The sequence below is a fragment of the Solwaraspora sp. WMMB335 genome, assembly GCF_049179075.1.
Classification (GTDB): domain Bacteria; phylum Actinomycetota; class Actinomycetes; order Mycobacteriales; family Micromonosporaceae; genus Micromonospora_E.
Map to the genome: position 1 here is coordinate 1,608,884 of NZ_JBMHMF010000001.1, position 17,152 is coordinate 1,626,035.

The 17,152-nt window shown below is 68.9% G+C and carries 20 protein-coding genes; 8 read left to right on the forward strand and 12 right to left on the reverse strand.

Going from position 1 to position 17,152, the window contains the following annotated elements:
• Positions 1–2 precede the first annotated feature (2 nt).
• From ACN27F_RS06510 to ACN27F_RS06545, 8 genes are all read right to left on the reverse strand, one after another.
• On the reverse strand, positions 3–875 hold the full coding sequence (locus tag ACN27F_RS06510) for an ABC transporter permease (protein WP_421431698.1): 873 nt from the start codon (positions 873–875) through the stop codon (positions 3–5).
• Between the two features lie 48 nt (positions 876–923).
• Complete coding sequence (locus tag ACN27F_RS06515; protein WP_421431699.1) at positions 924–2,033, reverse strand: ABC transporter substrate-binding protein; 1,110 nt, start codon at positions 2,031–2,033, stop codon at positions 924–926.
• 68 nt (positions 2,034–2,101) lie between these two features.
• Complete coding sequence (locus ACN27F_RS06520; RefSeq protein ID WP_421431700.1) at positions 2,102–2,899, reverse strand: ABC transporter ATP-binding protein; 798 nt, start codon at positions 2,897–2,899, stop codon at positions 2,102–2,104.
• Between the two features lie 71 nt (positions 2,900–2,970).
• Positions 2,971–4,014 carry an isocitrate/isopropylmalate dehydrogenase family protein gene (locus tag ACN27F_RS06525; RefSeq protein WP_421431701.1) on the reverse strand — a complete coding sequence of 348 codons (1,044 nt, stop codon included), beginning with the start codon at positions 4,012–4,014 and terminating at the stop codon, positions 2,971–2,973.
• A 66-nt stretch (positions 4,015–4,080) separates the two neighbouring features.
• The gene (locus ACN27F_RS06530; protein ID WP_421431702.1) at positions 4,081–4,986 is read right to left on the reverse strand and encodes an EamA family transporter; all 906 of its coding nucleotides are present in this window, start codon (positions 4,984–4,986) and stop codon (positions 4,081–4,083) included.
• A 22-nt stretch (positions 4,987–5,008) separates the two neighbouring features.
• Positions 5,009–5,854 (reverse strand): fumarylacetoacetate hydrolase family protein, encoded by an 846-nt coding sequence (locus ACN27F_RS06535; RefSeq protein ID WP_421431703.1) that lies wholly within the window; start codon positions 5,852–5,854, stop codon positions 5,009–5,011.
• A complete protein-coding gene (locus ACN27F_RS06540; RefSeq protein WP_421431704.1) occupies positions 5,851–6,549 on the reverse strand; it encodes a hypothetical protein in 699 nt (232 codons plus the stop codon). Before ACN27F_RS06540 ends, ACN27F_RS06535 begins: the two co-directional genes overlap by 4 nt.
• Before the next feature lie 11 nt (positions 6,550–6,560).
• Positions 6,561–7,493 (reverse strand): DUF6282 family protein, encoded by a 933-nt coding sequence (locus ACN27F_RS06545; protein ID WP_421431705.1) that lies wholly within the window; start codon positions 7,491–7,493, stop codon positions 6,561–6,563.
• Positions 7,494–7,838: 345 nt separating this feature from the next.
• On the opposite strand from ACN27F_RS06545, the gene ACN27F_RS06550 reads away from it, so the two are divergent.
• Positions 7,839–8,543 carry a GntR family transcriptional regulator gene (locus ACN27F_RS06550; RefSeq protein ID WP_421431706.1) on the forward strand — a complete coding sequence of 235 codons (705 nt, stop codon included), beginning with the start codon at positions 7,839–7,841 and terminating at the stop codon, positions 8,541–8,543.
• Positions 8,540–9,640, forward strand: a complete 1,101-nt coding sequence (locus ACN27F_RS06555; RefSeq protein ID WP_421431707.1) for a tartrate dehydrogenase — start codon at positions 8,540–8,542, stop codon at positions 9,638–9,640. Before ACN27F_RS06550 ends, ACN27F_RS06555 begins: the two co-directional genes overlap by 4 nt.
• Before the next feature lies 1 nt (position 9,641).
• Here ACN27F_RS06555 and ACN27F_RS06560 read toward each other — a convergent pair whose 3' ends face one another.
• The 3 genes from ACN27F_RS06560 to map all read right to left on the reverse strand — a co-directional run bounded on the left by ACN27F_RS06560 (position 9,642) and on the right by map (position 10,926).
• Positions 9,642–9,830, reverse strand: a complete 189-nt coding sequence (locus ACN27F_RS06560; protein ID WP_421431708.1) for a hypothetical protein — start codon at positions 9,828–9,830, stop codon at positions 9,642–9,644.
• Positions 9,831–9,855: 25 nt separating this feature from the next.
• A complete protein-coding gene (locus ACN27F_RS06565) occupies positions 9,856–10,008 on the reverse strand; it encodes a hypothetical protein (RefSeq protein WP_421431709.1) in 153 nt (50 codons plus the stop codon).
• 99 nt (positions 10,009–10,107) lie between these two features.
• Positions 10,108–10,926, reverse strand: coding sequence for a type I methionyl aminopeptidase (gene map / locus ACN27F_RS06570; RefSeq protein WP_421431710.1), 819 nt, complete (start codon positions 10,924–10,926; stop codon positions 10,108–10,110).
• A 76-nt stretch (positions 10,927–11,002) separates the two neighbouring features.
• On the opposite strand from map, the gene ACN27F_RS06575 reads away from it, so the two are divergent.
• Complete coding sequence (locus tag ACN27F_RS06575) at positions 11,003–11,269, forward strand: helix-turn-helix domain-containing protein (RefSeq protein WP_154943045.1); 267 nt, start codon at positions 11,003–11,005, stop codon at positions 11,267–11,269.
• Positions 11,270–11,336: 67 nt separating this feature from the next.
• Here ACN27F_RS06575 and ACN27F_RS06580 read toward each other — a convergent pair whose 3' ends face one another.
• On the reverse strand, positions 11,337–11,696 hold the full coding sequence (locus ACN27F_RS06580; RefSeq protein WP_421431711.1) for a nitroreductase/quinone reductase family protein: 360 nt from the start codon (positions 11,694–11,696) through the stop codon (positions 11,337–11,339).
• 586 nt (positions 11,697–12,282) lie between these two features.
• On the opposite strand from ACN27F_RS06580, the gene ACN27F_RS06585 reads away from it, so the two are divergent.
• The 5 genes from ACN27F_RS06585 to cas5 all read left to right on the forward strand — a co-directional run bounded on the left by ACN27F_RS06585 (position 12,283) and on the right by cas5 (position 17,146).
• Complete coding sequence (locus tag ACN27F_RS06585; RefSeq protein ID WP_421431712.1) at positions 12,283–12,891, forward strand: hypothetical protein; 609 nt, start codon at positions 12,283–12,285, stop codon at positions 12,889–12,891.
• A gap of 331 nt (positions 12,892–13,222) precedes the next feature.
• On the forward strand, positions 13,223–13,984 hold the full coding sequence (gene cas6 / locus ACN27F_RS06590; protein WP_421431713.1) for a CRISPR-associated endoribonuclease Cas6: 762 nt from the start codon (positions 13,223–13,225) through the stop codon (positions 13,982–13,984).
• The gene (locus ACN27F_RS06595; protein ID WP_421431714.1) at positions 13,981–15,435 is read left to right on the forward strand and encodes a hypothetical protein; all 1,455 of its coding nucleotides are present in this window, start codon (positions 13,981–13,983) and stop codon (positions 15,433–15,435) included. Before cas6 ends, ACN27F_RS06595 begins: the two co-directional genes overlap by 4 nt.
• Entirely contained in the window at positions 15,432–16,475 is a 1,044-nt protein-coding gene (gene cas7i, locus ACN27F_RS06600) for a type I-B CRISPR-associated protein Cas7/Cst2/DevR (RefSeq protein WP_421431715.1), read from the forward strand. The genes ACN27F_RS06595 and cas7i overlap by 4 nt, the downstream gene beginning before the upstream one ends.
• The gene (gene cas5, locus ACN27F_RS06605; RefSeq protein WP_421431716.1) at positions 16,475–17,146 is read left to right on the forward strand and encodes a CRISPR-associated protein Cas5; all 672 of its coding nucleotides are present in this window, start codon (positions 16,475–16,477) and stop codon (positions 17,144–17,146) included. The genes cas7i and cas5 overlap by 1 nt, the downstream gene beginning before the upstream one ends.
• The last annotated feature ends 6 nt before the right edge of the window (positions 17,147–17,152 follow it).

The window sequence follows — 17,152 nt, forward strand, 5'->3', positions numbered from 1 at the left end:
GGCTAGTCTCCCGTGCCGTACAGCCCCTGCGGGGCGATCCTGCGTTCGACCCAGCGGCCGAGCGCCATCAACAACAGTCCCTCGGCGACCACGACAGCCACCCCGGCGTACACCACGTCGGCCCGGAAGAAGCTGCGGGCCTCCATCACCAGCCCGCCGATCCCGACGGTGGTGAGAGTCAGCTCGACGATCACCATCCCGACCACGCCGCGGCTGACGGCCACCCGGAACGCGCCGCCGAGCGCCGGCAGCAGGCCCGGCAGGATCACCTTGACCCACAGTTGCCAGCGGGTGGGGGCGAACGCGGTGGCCATGTCGATCAGGTTCGCGTCGACGGTACGGGCACCGGTGCGTACCAGGGAGACCACCAGCGCGAACGCGAAGAGGAACACGACCACCGACCGTGCGGTCAGGCCCAGCCCGAACACGATGATCACGATCGGGATCAGCGCGATCGTCGGTGTCGCCAGGTCGATGTCGATGTACACCCCGAAGATCCGGTTGAGCAGTGATGATCGACCCAACGCGATCCCGATCGGCACACCCACCGCCAGGGCGGTCGAGGTGCCGATCAGCAGCGCCTGGTTACTGCGCCACAGTGCCGGCCCCAACTCGCCCGACACGGTCATGTCCCAGGCGGCGGTCGCGATCGCGATCGGCGTCGGGAACAGGATCGAATCGCTGGTCTGTGCGGCGATCTGCCAGATGACGAGTAACACGAACGGGCTGGCGATCCGGAGCACTTTCGCGGCGCGGGTGGTGCCCTGCGGGGCATCGTCGCGCGCGGGCCCCCGCCGGGGCCGCCGCGTGCGCGGCGGCCCCGGCGGCTGCGACGCCGTCGACGATCTGGAGCTGATGGAGCTCGTCGCGGTCATCTGCGGCTCGCTCTCCTTTCCGGGGGACGCGGTGCGGGCAGACGGCGGCTATTCCAGCAACGTTTCGGCGACCTGCCAGATCGACGGATCGATCAGCTCGGCGCCGGACGGGAAGCTGTCGTCGGGCTCGATCTGCTCGGTCTCGATCATGAGGTCGACCTGCTGGTCGACCGTTTCCGCGGCCACGCCCATGTCGTCGAAGAACAGGGAGAGCAGCACCTCGGCGCTCGGCGAGGTGGTCACCTCGTGGTAGGCCAACCATTCGTCGAGGACGGCCGGGTTGTCGCCGAGTTCGCGCACCGACGCGGCGTGGTACCGCTGGAACTCCTCCAGGAAGACCCGGGTCTCGTCGTCGAAGCTGGCCTCGTTGTAGGTCAGCACGGTGTCGACCAGGAACGGGTACTCGTCCAACGGACGGTAGAGGACGCCGAACTCACCGGGATCGCCCTGGTCGACGACCTCCTCGTCGAAGCCGATGGAGACCGCGGTGGCGTCCAGTTCGCCGGCGACCAGCGCCTCGACCCGGACCGCGGAGCCGGTCATGGTGATGAACTGCGGTTCGACGTCGGCGTCGAGCACCCACAGCCGGGCGGCGAGGGTGCCGGCCGAGATCGGTGCCTGGTAGGCGATCCGCTTGCCGTCGAGGTCCTCCGGGCCGCTGATGTCGGTGCGGCCGACGATGGTGAAGCCGAACCTGGATCCGCCGCCGAACACCCGCAGCGGTACCCCGCCGGCGACCGCGGCGAGCACGGTGGGCAGCGCGACGTTGATCGCGTCGGACTCGCCCTGGACGAGTGACTGCACGACGTTCTCGTTCGCCTCGATGAACCGGGCCTCGACGTTCCAGCCGTCGGCCTTCATCGCCTCGGCCGCCCGTACGGTCGGCATCTTGGCGACCGTGAAGTCGAGGCTCTTGCCGTCGACCACGACGCCCGGGCCACTGGTGGTGACGACCCAGGTCTTCTCCCGCGCCTTGGCCGATTCGAGCACCGCGTCACGGCCCTCGTCGGCGATCGAGCCGCCGTCGCCGCCACCACCGCAGGCGGACAGCAGCAACGCCGTGCTGATCAGGGCGGTCGTAGCGGCCCGCCAGCCGAAGCGCCGACGGCGACGGGCAGGATGATCCGGGCACACGGGTACAACGGGGTATCTATCCATCCCACTGTTCCTTCTCAGTCAGTTGAACGTGCTGGGGACGGGTGCGTGACGCCGGAGAGGTCAGGCGGCTAGGCGGACGCCGCGGCCGGGCTTTCGTCGCCGGAGACCACTTCGTTTTCGATGAGCTTCCAGACCCGGTCGACGTAGTCGGCGAACTCGTGCGAGCGCTTGACCGCCAACGTGCGGGGACGGGGTAGGTCGATCGTCAGGATCTCGCGGACCCGGCCCGGCCGGGCGCCGAGGACGATGACCCGGTCGGACAGGTATACCGCTTCATCGAGCTGGTGCGTCACGAACACCACGGTCTTGCGATCAAGGTCCCAGATCCGCAGCAACTCGGCCTGCATGACCTCGCGGGTCTGGGCGTCGACGGCCGCGAACGGCTCGTCCATGAACAAAATGTCGGGTTCGATAGCCAGCGCGCGGGCGATGTTCACCCGCTGCTGCATCCCGCCGGATATCTCCGAGGGGTAATGCGACTCGAAGCCGGTGAGTCCCACCAGTTTGATGAGCTCCCGAGCCCGGGCCTTGGCCTGGGCGCCGGGCAGGTGGTCGAGTTCCATTCCGAAGGTAACGTTGTCCAGCACGGTCCGCCACGGCAACAGACTCGCCTGCTGCAGGACGAAGCCCCGCTGTCGGGTCGGGCCGTCGATCCGCTCACCGTCGATCAGCACTTCGCCGGTGGTCGGTGCGATCAGGCCGTGCAGCATGCGCAGCAGCGTCGTCTTTCCGCAGCCGCTGGCACCGATGATGCTGACGAACTCGCCGGGCCGGACCGCGATCGAGACATCCTCCAGGACGGTCAGCGCGCTGTCTCGCCTGGTGAAGGTCTTGCCTAGGGATCGACCCTCCAGCTTGTAGCTCATCTTCGTATCGTATATGACTTGTGACGTCACCTCAATGACATCAGCCCGTAAAAATTGAGTCAAGACGCAGGTCAGCGACCCTGCGTACCAGCACGAACGCCGAGCGCGGCGACGATCGCGTCGGTCATCTCGACGCTGCCGGCCGACCCACCGAGGTCGCTGGTACGCGGTCCGTCGGCGAGCACCGCCGCGACCGCCTGCTCGACCGCCTCGGCCGTCTCGGCCTGCCCGAGCTGGCGCAGCAGCATCGCCGCGCTCAGCACCGTCGCGACCGGGTTCGCCCGGGCCTGTCCGGCGCGGCGCGGCGCGGTGCCGTGGGCCGGCTCGAAGTACGACCACCGCTCCCCCACGCAGCCGGACGCGGCCAGCCCGATGCCGCCGGTGACCCCGGCCGCCACGTCGGACAGGATGTCGCCGAACGCGTTCGTCGTCACGATCACGTCGAACTGCTCGGGATGCTGCACCAGGTCCAGCGCGCACGCATCGACGTTGCGGGTGTGGTACTCCACGCCCGGGTAGCGCTCGGCGACCTCGGCCACCGCGTCGAGGAACACCGAGTCGGTCAACCGCAGTGCGCCGATCTTGTGCGCCGCGGTCACCGAACCGCGCCGTGACCGCGCCTGCCGGAAGGCGACCTCGGCGGTACGCAGCGAAGCCCGGCGGGTGACCACCCGTTCCGCGACGGCGCCCGGTTCCTCGGTCAGCGGCCGTTCCCGGCCGGCGTACAACCCTTCGGTTATCTCCCGCACGATCAGCAGGTCGACACCTGGCACCGCCCGCGGCACCCCCGGGAAGCTGCGCGAGGGCCGCAAGCTGGCCACCAGTTCCAGCCCACGGCGCAGGCCGCGCAGTGGATTCGGCACGCCGGCCGGCACCCCGGCGACGTCGAGCGCGCCGAGCAGCACGCCGTCGGCCGCCCGCGCCGCGTCCAGGGTCTGCGCCGGCAGTGGATCACCGGTACGCCGGTAGCAGTCCAGCCCGGCCGACGCGTGGCGCAACCGCAACCGTGGTCCGTCGGACACGCTCGCGGCGGCGGCCCGCAGCACCTGCTCGGCGCAGTCGGTCACCTCCGGACCGATGCCGTCGCCGCCGATCACACAGATCTCGTAGGTCATCGTCGTCTCCTCCCCACCGCCGATCGGTGCGATCAGCCGGTGCCATCCGTCAGCCGGTGCCATCCGTCAGCCGGTGCCGTCGATCAGCGACGCCACGGCGATTCCGCCGAACACGACCAGCGCCCCGGTGACGGTGCCGGCCCGGACCGCCTCCAGGTCCCGCAGCACCACGGCACCGAGCATCACCACGAACACCGGTTGTGCGGCGATGATCGGCGCGACCAGGGAAAGGTCCCCTGCCCGCAGCGCGAGAAACAGCAGGGTCGCGGCGAGCGCGGTCAACAGGCCGTGCAGCGCGAACCACCCGTACGCCGGTGGTGCGCGGCGCAGCGCACCCGGCTCGCGCACCGCCATCACCAGCAGCCACCCGCTCGTCGCGGTGGCGACGCCGAGGAAGGCACCGAGCGCGGCGTCCGGGTGGATGTCCAGCGCGGCCTTGCGCAGCAGGTCCGAGGTCGCCAGCGCCACGCCGGCGGCCACCGGCCAGACCAGCAGCCGGGCCAGGTCCGCCGGCCCGGTCCGCAGCACGGCGATCCCCCGGTTGGCCGAGCCGCCCCGGGCGCTGAGCCACAACCCGGCCACCACGAGCGCCAGCATCAGCAGCCGGCCGGTGGTCGGCTGCTCGCCCAGGAACGCGACGGCGAACCCGGTCGCCGCCACCGGTTGGGTGCTGGACAGCACCGGCGAGGCCACCGACGCTCCGGCGTCGCGGACCGCCCGCATCATCAGCAGCCGGCCCAGCCCGGCGCCGGCGACGCCGGCCAGCACGAACAGCACCGTCGCCGACACCGGCACCTGCCACGACCCGACGGTGGCCAGGCACAGCACGCCCAGCGCGAGGGTGCCCGTGACGAGGCTGACCACGAGGCCGCTCATCACGTTGCCGTGCCGGGTGGCCAGCTTGCTGACCACCTGGCTGCTGGCGTACGCGAACGCGGCCAGCAACGCCAGCAGTTCGATCGGCAGTGTCATCGCCCCGCTGTCCGCACCCGGCTCAGACGATCGCGTTGCGCAGCGTCCCGATGCGGGAGACCTCGCTCTCCAGCACGTCGCCGGGGTGCAGGTACTCCGGGGGCCGGCGCTGGTGGCCCACGCCCTCCGGGGTGCCGGTCAGCACGATGTCACCGGGCAGCAGGGTCAGCCCGGTCGACAGCTCGGCGATGACCCGCGCGATCGGGAAGATCATCTGCCGGGTGTTGCCCGACTGGACCGTCCGGCCGTTGACCCGGCAGGAGATGTCGAGCGACTGCGGGTCGCCCACCTCGTCGGCGGTCACCAGCACCGGGCCCATCGGGCAGGTCCGGTCGAGGCTCTTGCCCTTGAGCCACTGCCCGCCGTACTCGGCCTGCAGGTTACGGGCGGTGACGTCGTTGGCGACCGTGTAGCCGAAGACGTGCCGCAGGGCGGTGTCCTGCGCGATGTCGGTGCCCCCGGTGCCGATGACGATCGCGACCTCGACCTCCCAGTCCAGCTGGCCGGTCAGGTGCGGGTGCGCCGGGATGTCGTCGTACGGCCCGGCGACGCTGCCCGGCGCCTTGGAGAAGATCGTCGGCCGTTTCGGCAGCTCCAGCTCGGGCCGGGAGTGCCGGCCCTCCTCGAAGTGGGCGAGGTAGTTCCAGCCGATGCAGTAGATGTTGCGCGCCGGCGCGGGCACCGGCGCGGCGAGTTCGACGTCGGTCATCTTGACCACCTCCGGCGAGGCCGCGGCGATCAGTTGGTTGGGCGACCAGTCGAGCACGTCGAGCATCGAGGCGACTCCGGCGAGCGGGCGCAGCGTGCCGTCGTCGACGAGGGCCACCCCCGGCCGTCCGTCGAGCCGGTAGGACGCGAGCTGGGTCATGATGGCCGCCGTTCGTATTCGGCGCGCAGCGCCGGTGACAGGGGGTACGCCTCCGCGAGCGGCACGCCGTCACGGATCTTGGACAGGGAGAAGGCGTCCAGCGACTCCTGCTCGACGGCCGCGTCGACGATCTCGGCCACCCGGCCGGCGGGCACCACGGCGACGCCCTCGTCGTCGCCGACCAGCAGGTCACCCGGGTTGACCAGGACACCGGCACAGCCCACCGGGGCGTTCACCTCGATCGCGACGTGCCGGGTCGGGAACGTCGCCGCGTGCGCGCCGGCCGCGAAGACCGGCAGCCCGACGTCGCGGATGCCGGGCAGGTCACGGACGCAGCCGTCGGTGACCACGCCGGCGCCGCCCCGGTTGGCGATCCGGGCGGCCAGCAGGTCGCCGAGGACGGCCGCGCCGAGCTCACCACGGGCGGCCACCACCAGCACCTCGCCGGCGGATATCTCGTCGATGGCGATCCGGTGCGGGTCGCTGGACTTCGGCTTGGCCCGCCGCTCGGCGAGCACGTCCTCGCGCATCGGCTCGGTGCGCAGCGTCCGCGCGATCCCGATGAACCGCGACGCGCCGGGGGTGACCGGGCGGATCGGCAGGAAGCAGTGGTAGAGGCCGGCGTGCTGCAGCACGTACACCACCGTGCCGACGCCGATGCCGGCCAGTTTCGTCCGGATGTGTGCGAGATCCATGCCGTCGACCGTCACAGTCCGAGCAGCCGGGCCGGGTTGGTCTTGGCCATCGCGACGATGTCGTCGAGGGCGACGCCCTGGAAGTAGAGCATCTCGCAGAGCACGTTCATGGTGATCGCCGGCATCGGGTTGTACGGCTGTCCGCCGTCGGTGATCAGGTTGCAGTTCTCCGAACCGACCTGGCCGATCAGATCGACGAGTTCGTCGAAGTTCCGCCGTCCCATGATCGGCTGGTACGGGTTGTAGGACATGTTGAACGTCGTGCCGCAGTCGATGAGCCGCTGGTAGTCGTCCCGGCTCCACCAGTCGCTGGAGTTGGGGTGCTCGATGACCTTGTTCGCGATGCCCAGGTCGGCGGCCCGCTGCATGATCGGGATCGCCTCCTCCGGCCCGAGGTGCCCGGCGGAGAGGATGGCCTGTGGGTGGTCGGCCACCGCCTGCAGCACGTCCTCGGTGTGCGGCAGCACCTTGCCGTCCTCGACCGCGAGGATCGGGGTGATCTGCTGGCCGAACGAGTGCTGGACCTGGATCGCGCCCGGCTTCTTCTTCTGGATGTACCGGATGCCGTCGAAGGTCGGGAACATCACCACCCGGGCGCCGCCGGCGAGCGCGGCCAGGACCGGACGCACGGCGATGCCACCGGCCGTGCCGTTCATGGTGATGCCGCCGAAGACCTGCAGACCGTCCACGACCTGATCGGTCAGCACCGCCTTGGTGTACGACGGGAAGAGGTGGTCCTTGAGCACGATCGCCTTCATGCCGGCCGCGGCTGCCGCGCGGGCGATGTCGACGCTGGTGCCGATCCGGTCGATCGCGTCGGGACCGCTGTGAACGTGCAGGTCGACGGCATCGGTCAGGAAGTCCGGCCGCGGCCCGGGGTAGCCGATGGAGATCATCGACGCGGGCGGCACGGCCTCGTATGGGGAGAAGTCGTCATTGCACATGCGTGGGCTCCTCAGGTTGGCGTCATATACGATATTACGCAGACCGGCAACACGCCCGCAACCAACCGATCATCAACCGGGCCACCGCAGACAGGCCCTCCGAGCTGGGCATTCACCCCTGCGGTGAGCGGCGTGGGCCGTCGTCCGCGCAGGGGCCGCGCCCACGACCGGTCCCCCACCCGGCCCGACGCGACCGGGCCGGAACCATCGACGAGTGATGCTGCCCACCAGTGGGCCGAACCGGTCTCACGGGGCAGAGCGATGTGGCGAAAATGGTATAGTATCTTGTACGCCGACGCTCGTCGGCCGCCCCGGTATCACCACCACCTACCGAGAGAGGCCGGAGTGTCCAATCTCAAGTCGTCCGAGCTGTACCAGTCCCTGCGTACCCGCATCATCGACGGCGCCTACCAACCCGGCGACCGTCTCGTGCTGCGGCGCATCGCGCACGAATACGACGTCAGCGAGATTCCGGTGCGTGAGGCGATCCGGATGCTCGAACGCGACGGCCTCGTCGAAATGATCCCCTACACCGGTGCCCGGGTGATCACGCTGTCGCCGCAGAAGATCCGGGAGTCACTGTTCGTCCGCGGCCATCTGGAGAGCATCGCCACCGGCCTCGCCGCCACCCGGCTGACCGCCGGTCAGCTCGACGAGTTGAGCGCCCTGATCAGCGACATGGAGAACGCGGCGGCGAACCAGGCCACGGTGGAGTACGCGGAGATGAACCGCACCTTCCACGGGCTGATCATCGCGGCCAGCGGCAACCAGGTGCTGTGCGACACACTCGCCGACCTGGAAGGCGCGCAGATCGGTTTCCAGGCCCTGTTCCGGCTGCGGCCCCGCCGGTTCGACGTCTCGGTGCACGAGCACAAGGAGATCCTCGGCCACCTGCGTGCCCGCGACGCCGACGCGGCCCGCGAGGTCGCGCTGCGGCACAAGTTGGGCGCGTCGGCCGAGCTGGAGGCGTTCTTCCTCGAACACGACGGCCGACCGGCGACGACGACGGCGAAGGAAGCGACAACGACGAAGGAAAAGGTGACCGCGTGACGTCGCGTCGATACGACATCGCCGTCCTCGCCGGCGACGGGATCGGCCAGGAGGTGGTGCCGGCGGCGATCGCCTGTCTCGACGTGGTCGCCGAACGGCACGGCTGCGCCTTCGACTGGCGACCGTACCCGTGGGGTTCCGACCACTTCCGTCAGCACGGCCGGATGATGCCGACCGACGGCATCGACCAGCTCCGCCGCCACGACGCGATCTTCCTCGGCGCGGTCGGCGACCCGGAGATCCCCGACACCGAAACGCTGTGGGGCCTGCTCATCCCGATCCGACGGCACTTCGACCAGTACGTCAACCTGCGGCCGGTCCGCTCGCTGGCCAGCGTCCCCACCCGGGTGGTCGACGCCGACGACATCGACCTGGTCATCGTGCGGGAGAACGTCGAAGGCGAATACAGTACCGTCGGCGGCCGGATCTACCCGGGCGACGACCGGGAGGCGGCGGTCCAGCAGACGATCTTCACCCGCATCGGGGTGGAGCGGGTCGCCCGGTTCGCCGGGGAGCTCGCCGCCCGCCGCCGCGGGCTGGTCACCTCCGCGACCAAGTCGAACGGCATCATCCACACCATGCCGTTCTGGGACGAGGTCGTCGAGCGGACCCTGCGCGACATTCCCGGCGTACGGCTGCACAAGGAACTGGTCGACGCGCTCGCCGCGAAACTCGTCCGCGACCCCATGTCCTTCGACGTGATCGTCGCCTCCAACCTGTTCGGCGACATCCTGTCCGATCTGGCCAGTGCCGCCGCCGGCTCGATCGGCGTCGCGCCCAGCGCCAACCTCAACCCCGAGCGGGTCTTCCCGTCGATGTTCGAGCCGGTGCACGGCTCCGCCCCGGACATCGCCGGCCAGGGCGTCGCCAACCCGGTCGGGCAGATGTGGGCCGGCGCGCTGATGCTGGAGCACCTCGGTGAGCCGGCCGCCGCCGCCGAACTCGTCGCCGCGTTCGAGGCCTGTCTCGCGGCCGGGGTGCGCACCCGGGACCTCGGCGGCACCGCCGGCACCCAGGAGTTCACCAACGCCGTCGCCGCCCACCTGCGGGCGCTGCCCGCACCGCTGGTCACGTCGCCGGCACGATCGCGGGCGTAGATCACGGCAGCAGAAGAATGGTGACGAGAGCCACGTAGAGAAGCCCGATCATCACGATGACGGCGTTCGAGGCGCGGACCATGCGGAATCGATCTTCCCGCCGTACCGCTGACGGATGTTCCTTTCCGTCGAGGACGATCGTCTGCGTCTCCCCGTGCGCGAGCGGAATCCCCCGGCTGAGGGTACGCACTGGACGCAGGTAGCGCTCCTCCAGCTCACGGGCGGAAAACAGCCAGTAGAAGAAGTAGGTTGCCTTCGAACGCCATCAGCGAAACCGCGGCCTGATAGCCGACCCGGGCGTTTTCCAGCTGGGCATCGTCGTCCTTTGCGGACTGCAGGAGCGGTCGCGTATCGGAATCAACGGCCATGCATGCACTGTAGGTCGGGTAGGCAAATAGGTCGGTCGGTCGGCCGACGCGATGCCGCGCCCGGCGTCGCCCAGTGCCGACCCGGGCTGTGACCCGGAGTCAGGAGGCGGCGGCCCGCTTCGTGGTGGACCGGGTCGAGCTGGCGCTCTGGGTGGGACGGCCCGTCAGGACCTGGGGGCCGGACGGCGTGATGGCGACGGTGTGTTCGGAGTGGGCGGTGCGCGAGCCGTCGGCGGAGCGGATCGTCCAACCGTCGGCGTCGAACCTGATCTTGTCGGTGGAGCGGCAGAACCAGGGCTCGATGGCGATGGTGAGGCCGGGGTCGAGTCTCAGGCCACGGCCGGCGCGGCCGTCGTTGGCGACGTGCGGGGCCTCGTGCATGGTGCGGCCGATGCCGTGGCCGCCGAACTCGCCGTTGACCCGGTAACCGTAGGAGCGGGCGACCTCGCCGATCGCGGCGGACACGTCGCCGAGTCGGCCGCCGGGCTGGGCGGCGGTGATCGCGGCCCGCAGGGCGACCTCGGTGGCCTCGATCAGCGTCAGGTCGGCCGGATCGGGCGTGCCGACGACGACCGACAGCGCGGAGTCGGCGGCCCAGCCGTCGATGCCGACCGCCATGTCGATGCTGAGCAGGTCACCGTCGCGCAGGACGTAGTCGTGCGGCAGTCCGTGCAGCACCGCGTCGTTGACCGACAGGCACAGCACGTTGCGGAACGGGCCACGACCGAACGACGGGGCGTAGTCCCAGTAGCAGGACTCGGCACCGCGATCGGCGATCCGGCGACGGGCGTGATGTTCGAGGTCGAGCAGGTTGACGCCGACCGCGGCGATGCCGCCCAGCTCGGCGAGCAGCTCGCCGACGAACTGACCGGTCACCGACATCCGGGCGATCTCGTCGGTGGACTTGAGCTCGATCACGACAGCCTCCCTCTCCGTATCCGGTATTTTTATACCACGCCGGCACGAGGGCGCACCGGACGGCTATCCTGCTGGCATGGTTCGCCAACCGCTCACCGCCGAACAGATCGCCGCTGGCCAGCGTCTCGGCGCCGCGCTGCGGGCGGCACGGGCCGGTCGCAGCCTCGTCGAGGTGGCCCTGGCGGCCGGCATCTCCCCCGAGACACTGCGCAAGATCGAGGCGGGCCGGCTGCCCGCACCGGCGTTCGGCACCGTCGTGTGCCTCAGCCAGGCCCTCGACGTCCCGCTCAGCGACCTGGCCGACGTCTGGCTGGCCGACATGCCCGTCCGCCAGGCGTCCTAGGGCTGGCCAGATGGGTTGCGATCGGCGCCCTGGGCAAATCGGGTAAGCCGCTACCCAGATGTCGTTGCTACCGGTCCGACCTGGGCACGAAGACATCGATCGAGGTCTCGGTGGAGCGCAGCGCGGCGTAACCGTCGAGGTTCGGATCTCTCTCGCGCAGACCCGCCCACAACCGCGACCGGTCCTCGCCTGCTGCGGCGTGGGCACGCACCAGGCGCCGCCCATCGACCAGGTCGACCGCCGCGTCCGGATGTGCCTGCAGGTTGAGCCACCAGGCTGGCTCGCCCTCGCCCAGCCGTTCATCGCCAATGCGATCAGGTTCGGCCCATCCTCGAAGTACGCGAGCATGACGCTGCGCTGCCGACCGGTGCGGCGTCCGGTGGTGGTCAACCGCAGTGCACCCCAGCCGGTGCCGCGCGGGCGCCACAGCCCGACCCGGCTGCGGAAGATCCGATACACACCCCGATGCGCCACCCAGAACAGCCGGATGAACCAGCGCGGCGGAACACGTAGAGGCTTCGCCGGCCGCTCGATCGGCACAACGGTCTCCTTCAATCAACGGTTCGCTCGCCAGAGTACGACCGGGACGCGAGTTCCAGCCTCGACAAGATCAGGTCGAGTCGGCACCCCAAGACGCGCGCGGAGCTGACAGCAGTTTGTCCATGTTGCGATGATTTATTATCGCCGGCCGTCATGAGTTTCGGTCATCCGGTACTCTGTCTCGGTCTACAGACAGACGCGTCGGTTCAAGCATGATCGGAATCCCGAGATGACAAATAATGGCATCAGCTTCGCACTATCATACCAACGTTTCCCACTAGGCCGAAAATCAGCCGTTACCACCTAATAGCAGTAGTGCACCATCCAGTCCAGTCAAGGCCACTATCATTTCTCAAGCATCCCTAGAAGTCGAACGAAATGGCGCAATTAGAGTGATGGCCACGAAAGATGGTCGCGCAAGCGAAAGCCGGCAGGGCCAACTGGGAACCACCGTAAATACAATCGTCGGAATCTTGGGAACTATAGTCACTGTCGGCTCCTATGCTATCGGCTGGTCACTGCTGGCAATAGCCTCCGGCTCCCTCCTACTTTTCATGGGCATCATGCTCTTGATCAAAAGTTGGAAAAGACGGAGGGCAATGCTAGCAACAGTTGCTACAGCCACAATATCGATTTCTTCCTTACTGATAGGCGGCGGTCTAGTGCAGCTTCTTTCTCACTCGCCCGGTTTCGAGGAAGATGCAAGTATCAAACGAAGTACTGGCGATAAACCCATAACCCTGACCGGGGGCTACTCGGTAAATCTCGACTCCGATGAGCCCAACTGGGAGATAAAGCAAGGACCAGGGGGTGACCTCTATCTCTGGGGAGGCCTGAACAGCGGCCTCGGCATGGCAACATCGGGCAGCGTTTCGTATGTTGAAGGAAAAATTGACATCACCCGATGCAAGGAGGCAACAGATCTTCAGCCAGAAGTGGCGAGTCAATATCTCCGGACAGGCACGGCATTCTGCCTCGTAGGCACCAGCGAGAACAGAATCGCTTGGGTGTCTATCGCCGGAAGAAAGGACGATCCATACCAAATCCGCATCGAGGTAACCGTATGGAATGAGAGTGCATAGCGGTCGCCTCAGCAAACCAATAACGTAGTGCCATCGACCCCGATCGCCGCCACCTCGAAACCTACGTGGTCGCGCTCCCCAGACCAAGCCCAACACAGCGTGCGACTTGGAGTCGACTCTGCCTCTGCATATGGATCTGTACTGCCGACATCATCTGTCCACAAGGATCGCAACTCATTCGTGATATTGTGCTCGCATTTGGCCAGGCAGCTACGTTCTGAGGCCCAGCAGTGGGCGATGTAGGAGTCAGGTAGGCGACAGTCCTCGGGTTCTGTCGGACGTACGTTGTAGCGTTCCGCCGGTCTCGGCACGGCTAGTCCAAGGAGGGCTGATGCGTCTGCAGATCGAGGTTGTCACCTCGGCCACCGAACTGCCCTGGTCCAGTGTGTTGGCTCCTGGGCGGAGCCTGGCGTACGACTTGTTGTCCCGAATGGCACGCGGGCTCGGACAACGGCTCCACGACGACGGCTGGGGTCCGCACCGGATGACGCCGTTCGGCCACAGTGCTCCGATCTTTCCGAACGCGCCCCGCGTGCCCGGCAGGTATGCGGCCGGTGGGCACGGGTCTGTCGAATTCGGCAGCCCGGTGCCCGACATCGTCGAGGCGTGGGCGGCCGGCGTGCGGCAACGCGAGCTGATCGACTGGGGCGGGGTGGCGTTGCGGATCACCCGGGTCAGCGCGATCGATCCGCCGGATTTCAGCAGTGGCATCGCACGGATGCGGACCGCCACGCCGGTGGTGATGAAGGGTTCCGGCCGCAACGAGGACGGTGAGCGGACCACCCGGCAGGCGTTCCTGTTCCCGCAGGACGCCGAGTTCCCGGCGTACTTCGATCAGAATCTGCGGCGGAAGATGGAGACGTTGGGTCTCGATGCCAAGGTTGCTCTCGAACGCGTGACCTGGGTGGGAGCCAAGCGGTCGTTCTCGGTGGGCAAGGGCGGCAAGCCCGGCATGCCGATCGAGGTCGAGCTGCGTGGCGACCAGGAAGGGCTGCAGGCGATCTGGAGCTGGGGCCTGGGTCAGTCCAACCCGGCCGGGTTCGGCTGGGTGGCCGCCGAGGATCGAGTAGCAGCCGAAGGCAAGGCCGGGTGAGCACGCCGTCACCTGACCAGGTCGTGCTGACTCCGCATCCGCTGCAACGGGTGGGCGCCTACGCACTCGCGGTCCTGGCGAAGACGCCCGACCCGCAACGGCTGACCGCCGACAGCTTCGGCGACGCGGTGGCGGCCATGAGACGCGACGCGGTCGGCGCCGCGAGGATCCGCGACACGAAGGCGGCGCGGGGCTACTGGTTGAAGTGCAGCTTGTCGTTCTTCCCGAACTCACCGATGAACCATCCGAGCAACGGCAGGAAGTCCGTCGAGACCATCACGGACGCCGTCGAGCGATGGCGGACCAGGCCGGTGGAGCAGAGCTGGCCCGGGGTGCCGTGCGCGTTGTGTGGGCGGGAGGCGGTGCGCTTCTTCGGCAAGGTCGACGTACCGTTGGCCGAGAGCGACATCTATCGCAACAACACGCCTCGCGGGCATGACGGGTTGGCGCTGTGCTGGCCGTGCGCGTGCAGTTTCCATGCGCTGCCGTACGGGTGCCAGCTCACCGGCGGCCCGGCGATCGCCGTACACAGTTGGGACGAGCGGTTCCTCGCCTTCAGCGTGCGGCGACAGGTGCGCGGCAACCGGATGGTCATCGACATCGGTCGGGAGCCACGCCAGCCACCTTCGCGCGAAGTGCTGGCGTTACGGCGGCTGCGTGACTACACCCATCCACTCGACGCCGGCATCGAGCTGATCGTGTTCAGCAACAACAACCGTGGGCAGACGCTGGAAAGCTACGCGCTGGATCAGCCGTTGGCGGAGTGGCTCCGCTCGACACTGGCCGGTGCCCGGCACCAGGGCAGTTTCTGGTCGCTGTTGACGGCACATCGCAGCAAGGACCGGCCGGGCATCGTCAACCTGGCCCGCAACGTGTTCCGCAATCCGCAGCGAGTGGTCAGCGCCGGTGCCCGCTACCTGGCGTCGGCCGCCGTCACCGGTCACCTCCGGCCGGACACCGGTCGGCTCGCCGCCATCTGTTACTCGTACTCGATCGAGGTTCTCGACATGGATGAAAGCGCACTGAAGGAACTCCGGGAGACGGCGGCCCGGGTCGCCGCGCTCCTGGCGGCCGAGGACAGCGCCGGCAAGGTCCGCGCGTTCTACGCGACCTTCCAGAAGCCGACGGCGCTGGGGACCTGGCTGCGTCGGCGGGCGCTGGACTGGATGCTTCAGCCGCCGACCACCACCGCCGATTCGACGGCTCCGCTGGTGACCACCTACGGCTACGAGCTGCTGTTCGACCCGAGTGTGGACAACAAGGCGTGGTTTCACCGGGAGGTGTTCCTGATCGCCGTGCTGGAGGAGCTGCACCAGCGGCAGTGGCGGCCGTCCGACGCCGCGAAGGTGGCTGCCGAGCTGGCCGATGACGAGGACGACGATCCAGACCAGACCGACATCACGTTCATGAACCGCAGTGACGGAGACGATGACGAGGAGGGTCAGCGGTGACCTACCTGGTGGGCAAGGTGGCGCTCGGGGTGGTCGCCGGGGCACCGAACAACGGACTGGGTGAGGACAACGTCGCCAAGGTCAAGGCGATGCGGGTCGGCCGGGACGTCTTCCCGTACGTGTCGGCGCAGGCGTTCCGCCGCTGGCTGCGGGACTCGTTGCCGGCCGACGAACCCCGGTCGCCGGTGATCCGGGCCGGCAGCGGCAAGAAGCAGCAGGCGTACACGTCCGGCCGGCCGCACCGCTACCTCGACGACGATCTGTTCGGTTACATGGTGGCGGTGAAGAAGGACGCCGACGGCAGGTCGGGCACCTGCCAGCGGGACACGGTCCTGGCCACCGGCACCCTGGTCGCGGTGGCTCCGCGCTACCCGGAGTCCGACTTCGGCACGATGAGCCGCGGGTTCGGTGCCGGGGAGAACCCGGTCATCCACGGGCACGAGTTCTACACCGCCGAGTTGGCCGGCGACGTCATGGTCGACCTGCCCCGGGTCGGGGTGTTCGAGACCGACGGCTCCGGGTTGAAGGTGGCGTTGACGGCGGTCGGTGCCGCCGAGGCCAAGGAGGGCGGTGCCGAGCCGACCGAGTTCCGCGACGCGCAGGCGCTGCGGCTGCCGCTGGCCGAGCGCCGCCGGCGGGTCGCGCTGCTGCTGCGTACGCTCGCCGCCGTGCGCGGCGGTGCCAAGCAGTCGCTGCACTACGGTGACCGGGCTCCGGCTCTGGTGCTGCTGGCCCCGGTCAAGGGCGGGGTGAACCCGTTCACCCGGGTGTTGGCGGCGCAGGACCGGCAGACGGTGTTCCGGGCCGACGTGTTGCGCGAGGAGCTGGCCGCCTGGGCGGACGAGCTGGACGGGCCGGTACTGCTCGGCTGGGCACCGGGTTTCCTCGGCGACCAGCGGGAACGCGTCCGCCGTGAGCTGGCCGACCTGATCGAGGCGGGGCGGGTCGTGTTCGGACACCCCCGATCGTTGCTGAACGAGCTGGCCAAGGAGTTCGTCGAGGGCGGGCGCGACGCGTGGTTCGAGGACGCGAAGCGCTGATGCCGGGTGAGCTGCGTGCGCTGGAGGTGACGGTCACCGCGCCGGTGGTGTCGTTCCGCAATCCGTTGTACGCCGGGGTCCAGGTCGGGTTGCCGTGCCCGCCACCGGCCACGGTCGGCGGGATGCTCGCCGCCGCGGCCGGTGGTTGGCACCGGATCGACCCGGGTCTGCGGTTCGCGATGGCGTTCCGGTGCGGTGGCTCCGGCGAGGACCTGGAGACCTACCACCCGTTGGAGTCGTCCGGCCGCAAGGCGGAGCCGACGCCCCGGTTGCGGGCGTTTCTGGCCGACGCCCGGTTGACGGTGTGGCTGGTCGACGGCGCCGACGGAGCCGTCGGCGTCGACGGCTGGTGGCGGCGGTTGCGACGGCCGGTGTGGCCGCTGCGGCTGGGCCGCAGTCAGGACCTGGTCGGGGTGCGGCTGCGCGAGGTGACGCTGCGGTCCGGCGGCGGTCGGCAGGGCGCGGCGGTCGTGCCGGGGACGGATTCGTCGTACGGGTTGCGGCTGCGCCTGCCGACGGCGGTGTCGCTGGACCGGGCGCGGACCCGGTGGGACGACTACCGCTACGACGCCTCCGGCCGGGCCGGTGTGATCGGGTCGCCGTGGTCCGACCAGGATGGTCAGGCGGTGACGCTGCTGCCCGCACCGCACCCGTCGCTGGCGGCGCGATGACGGCCA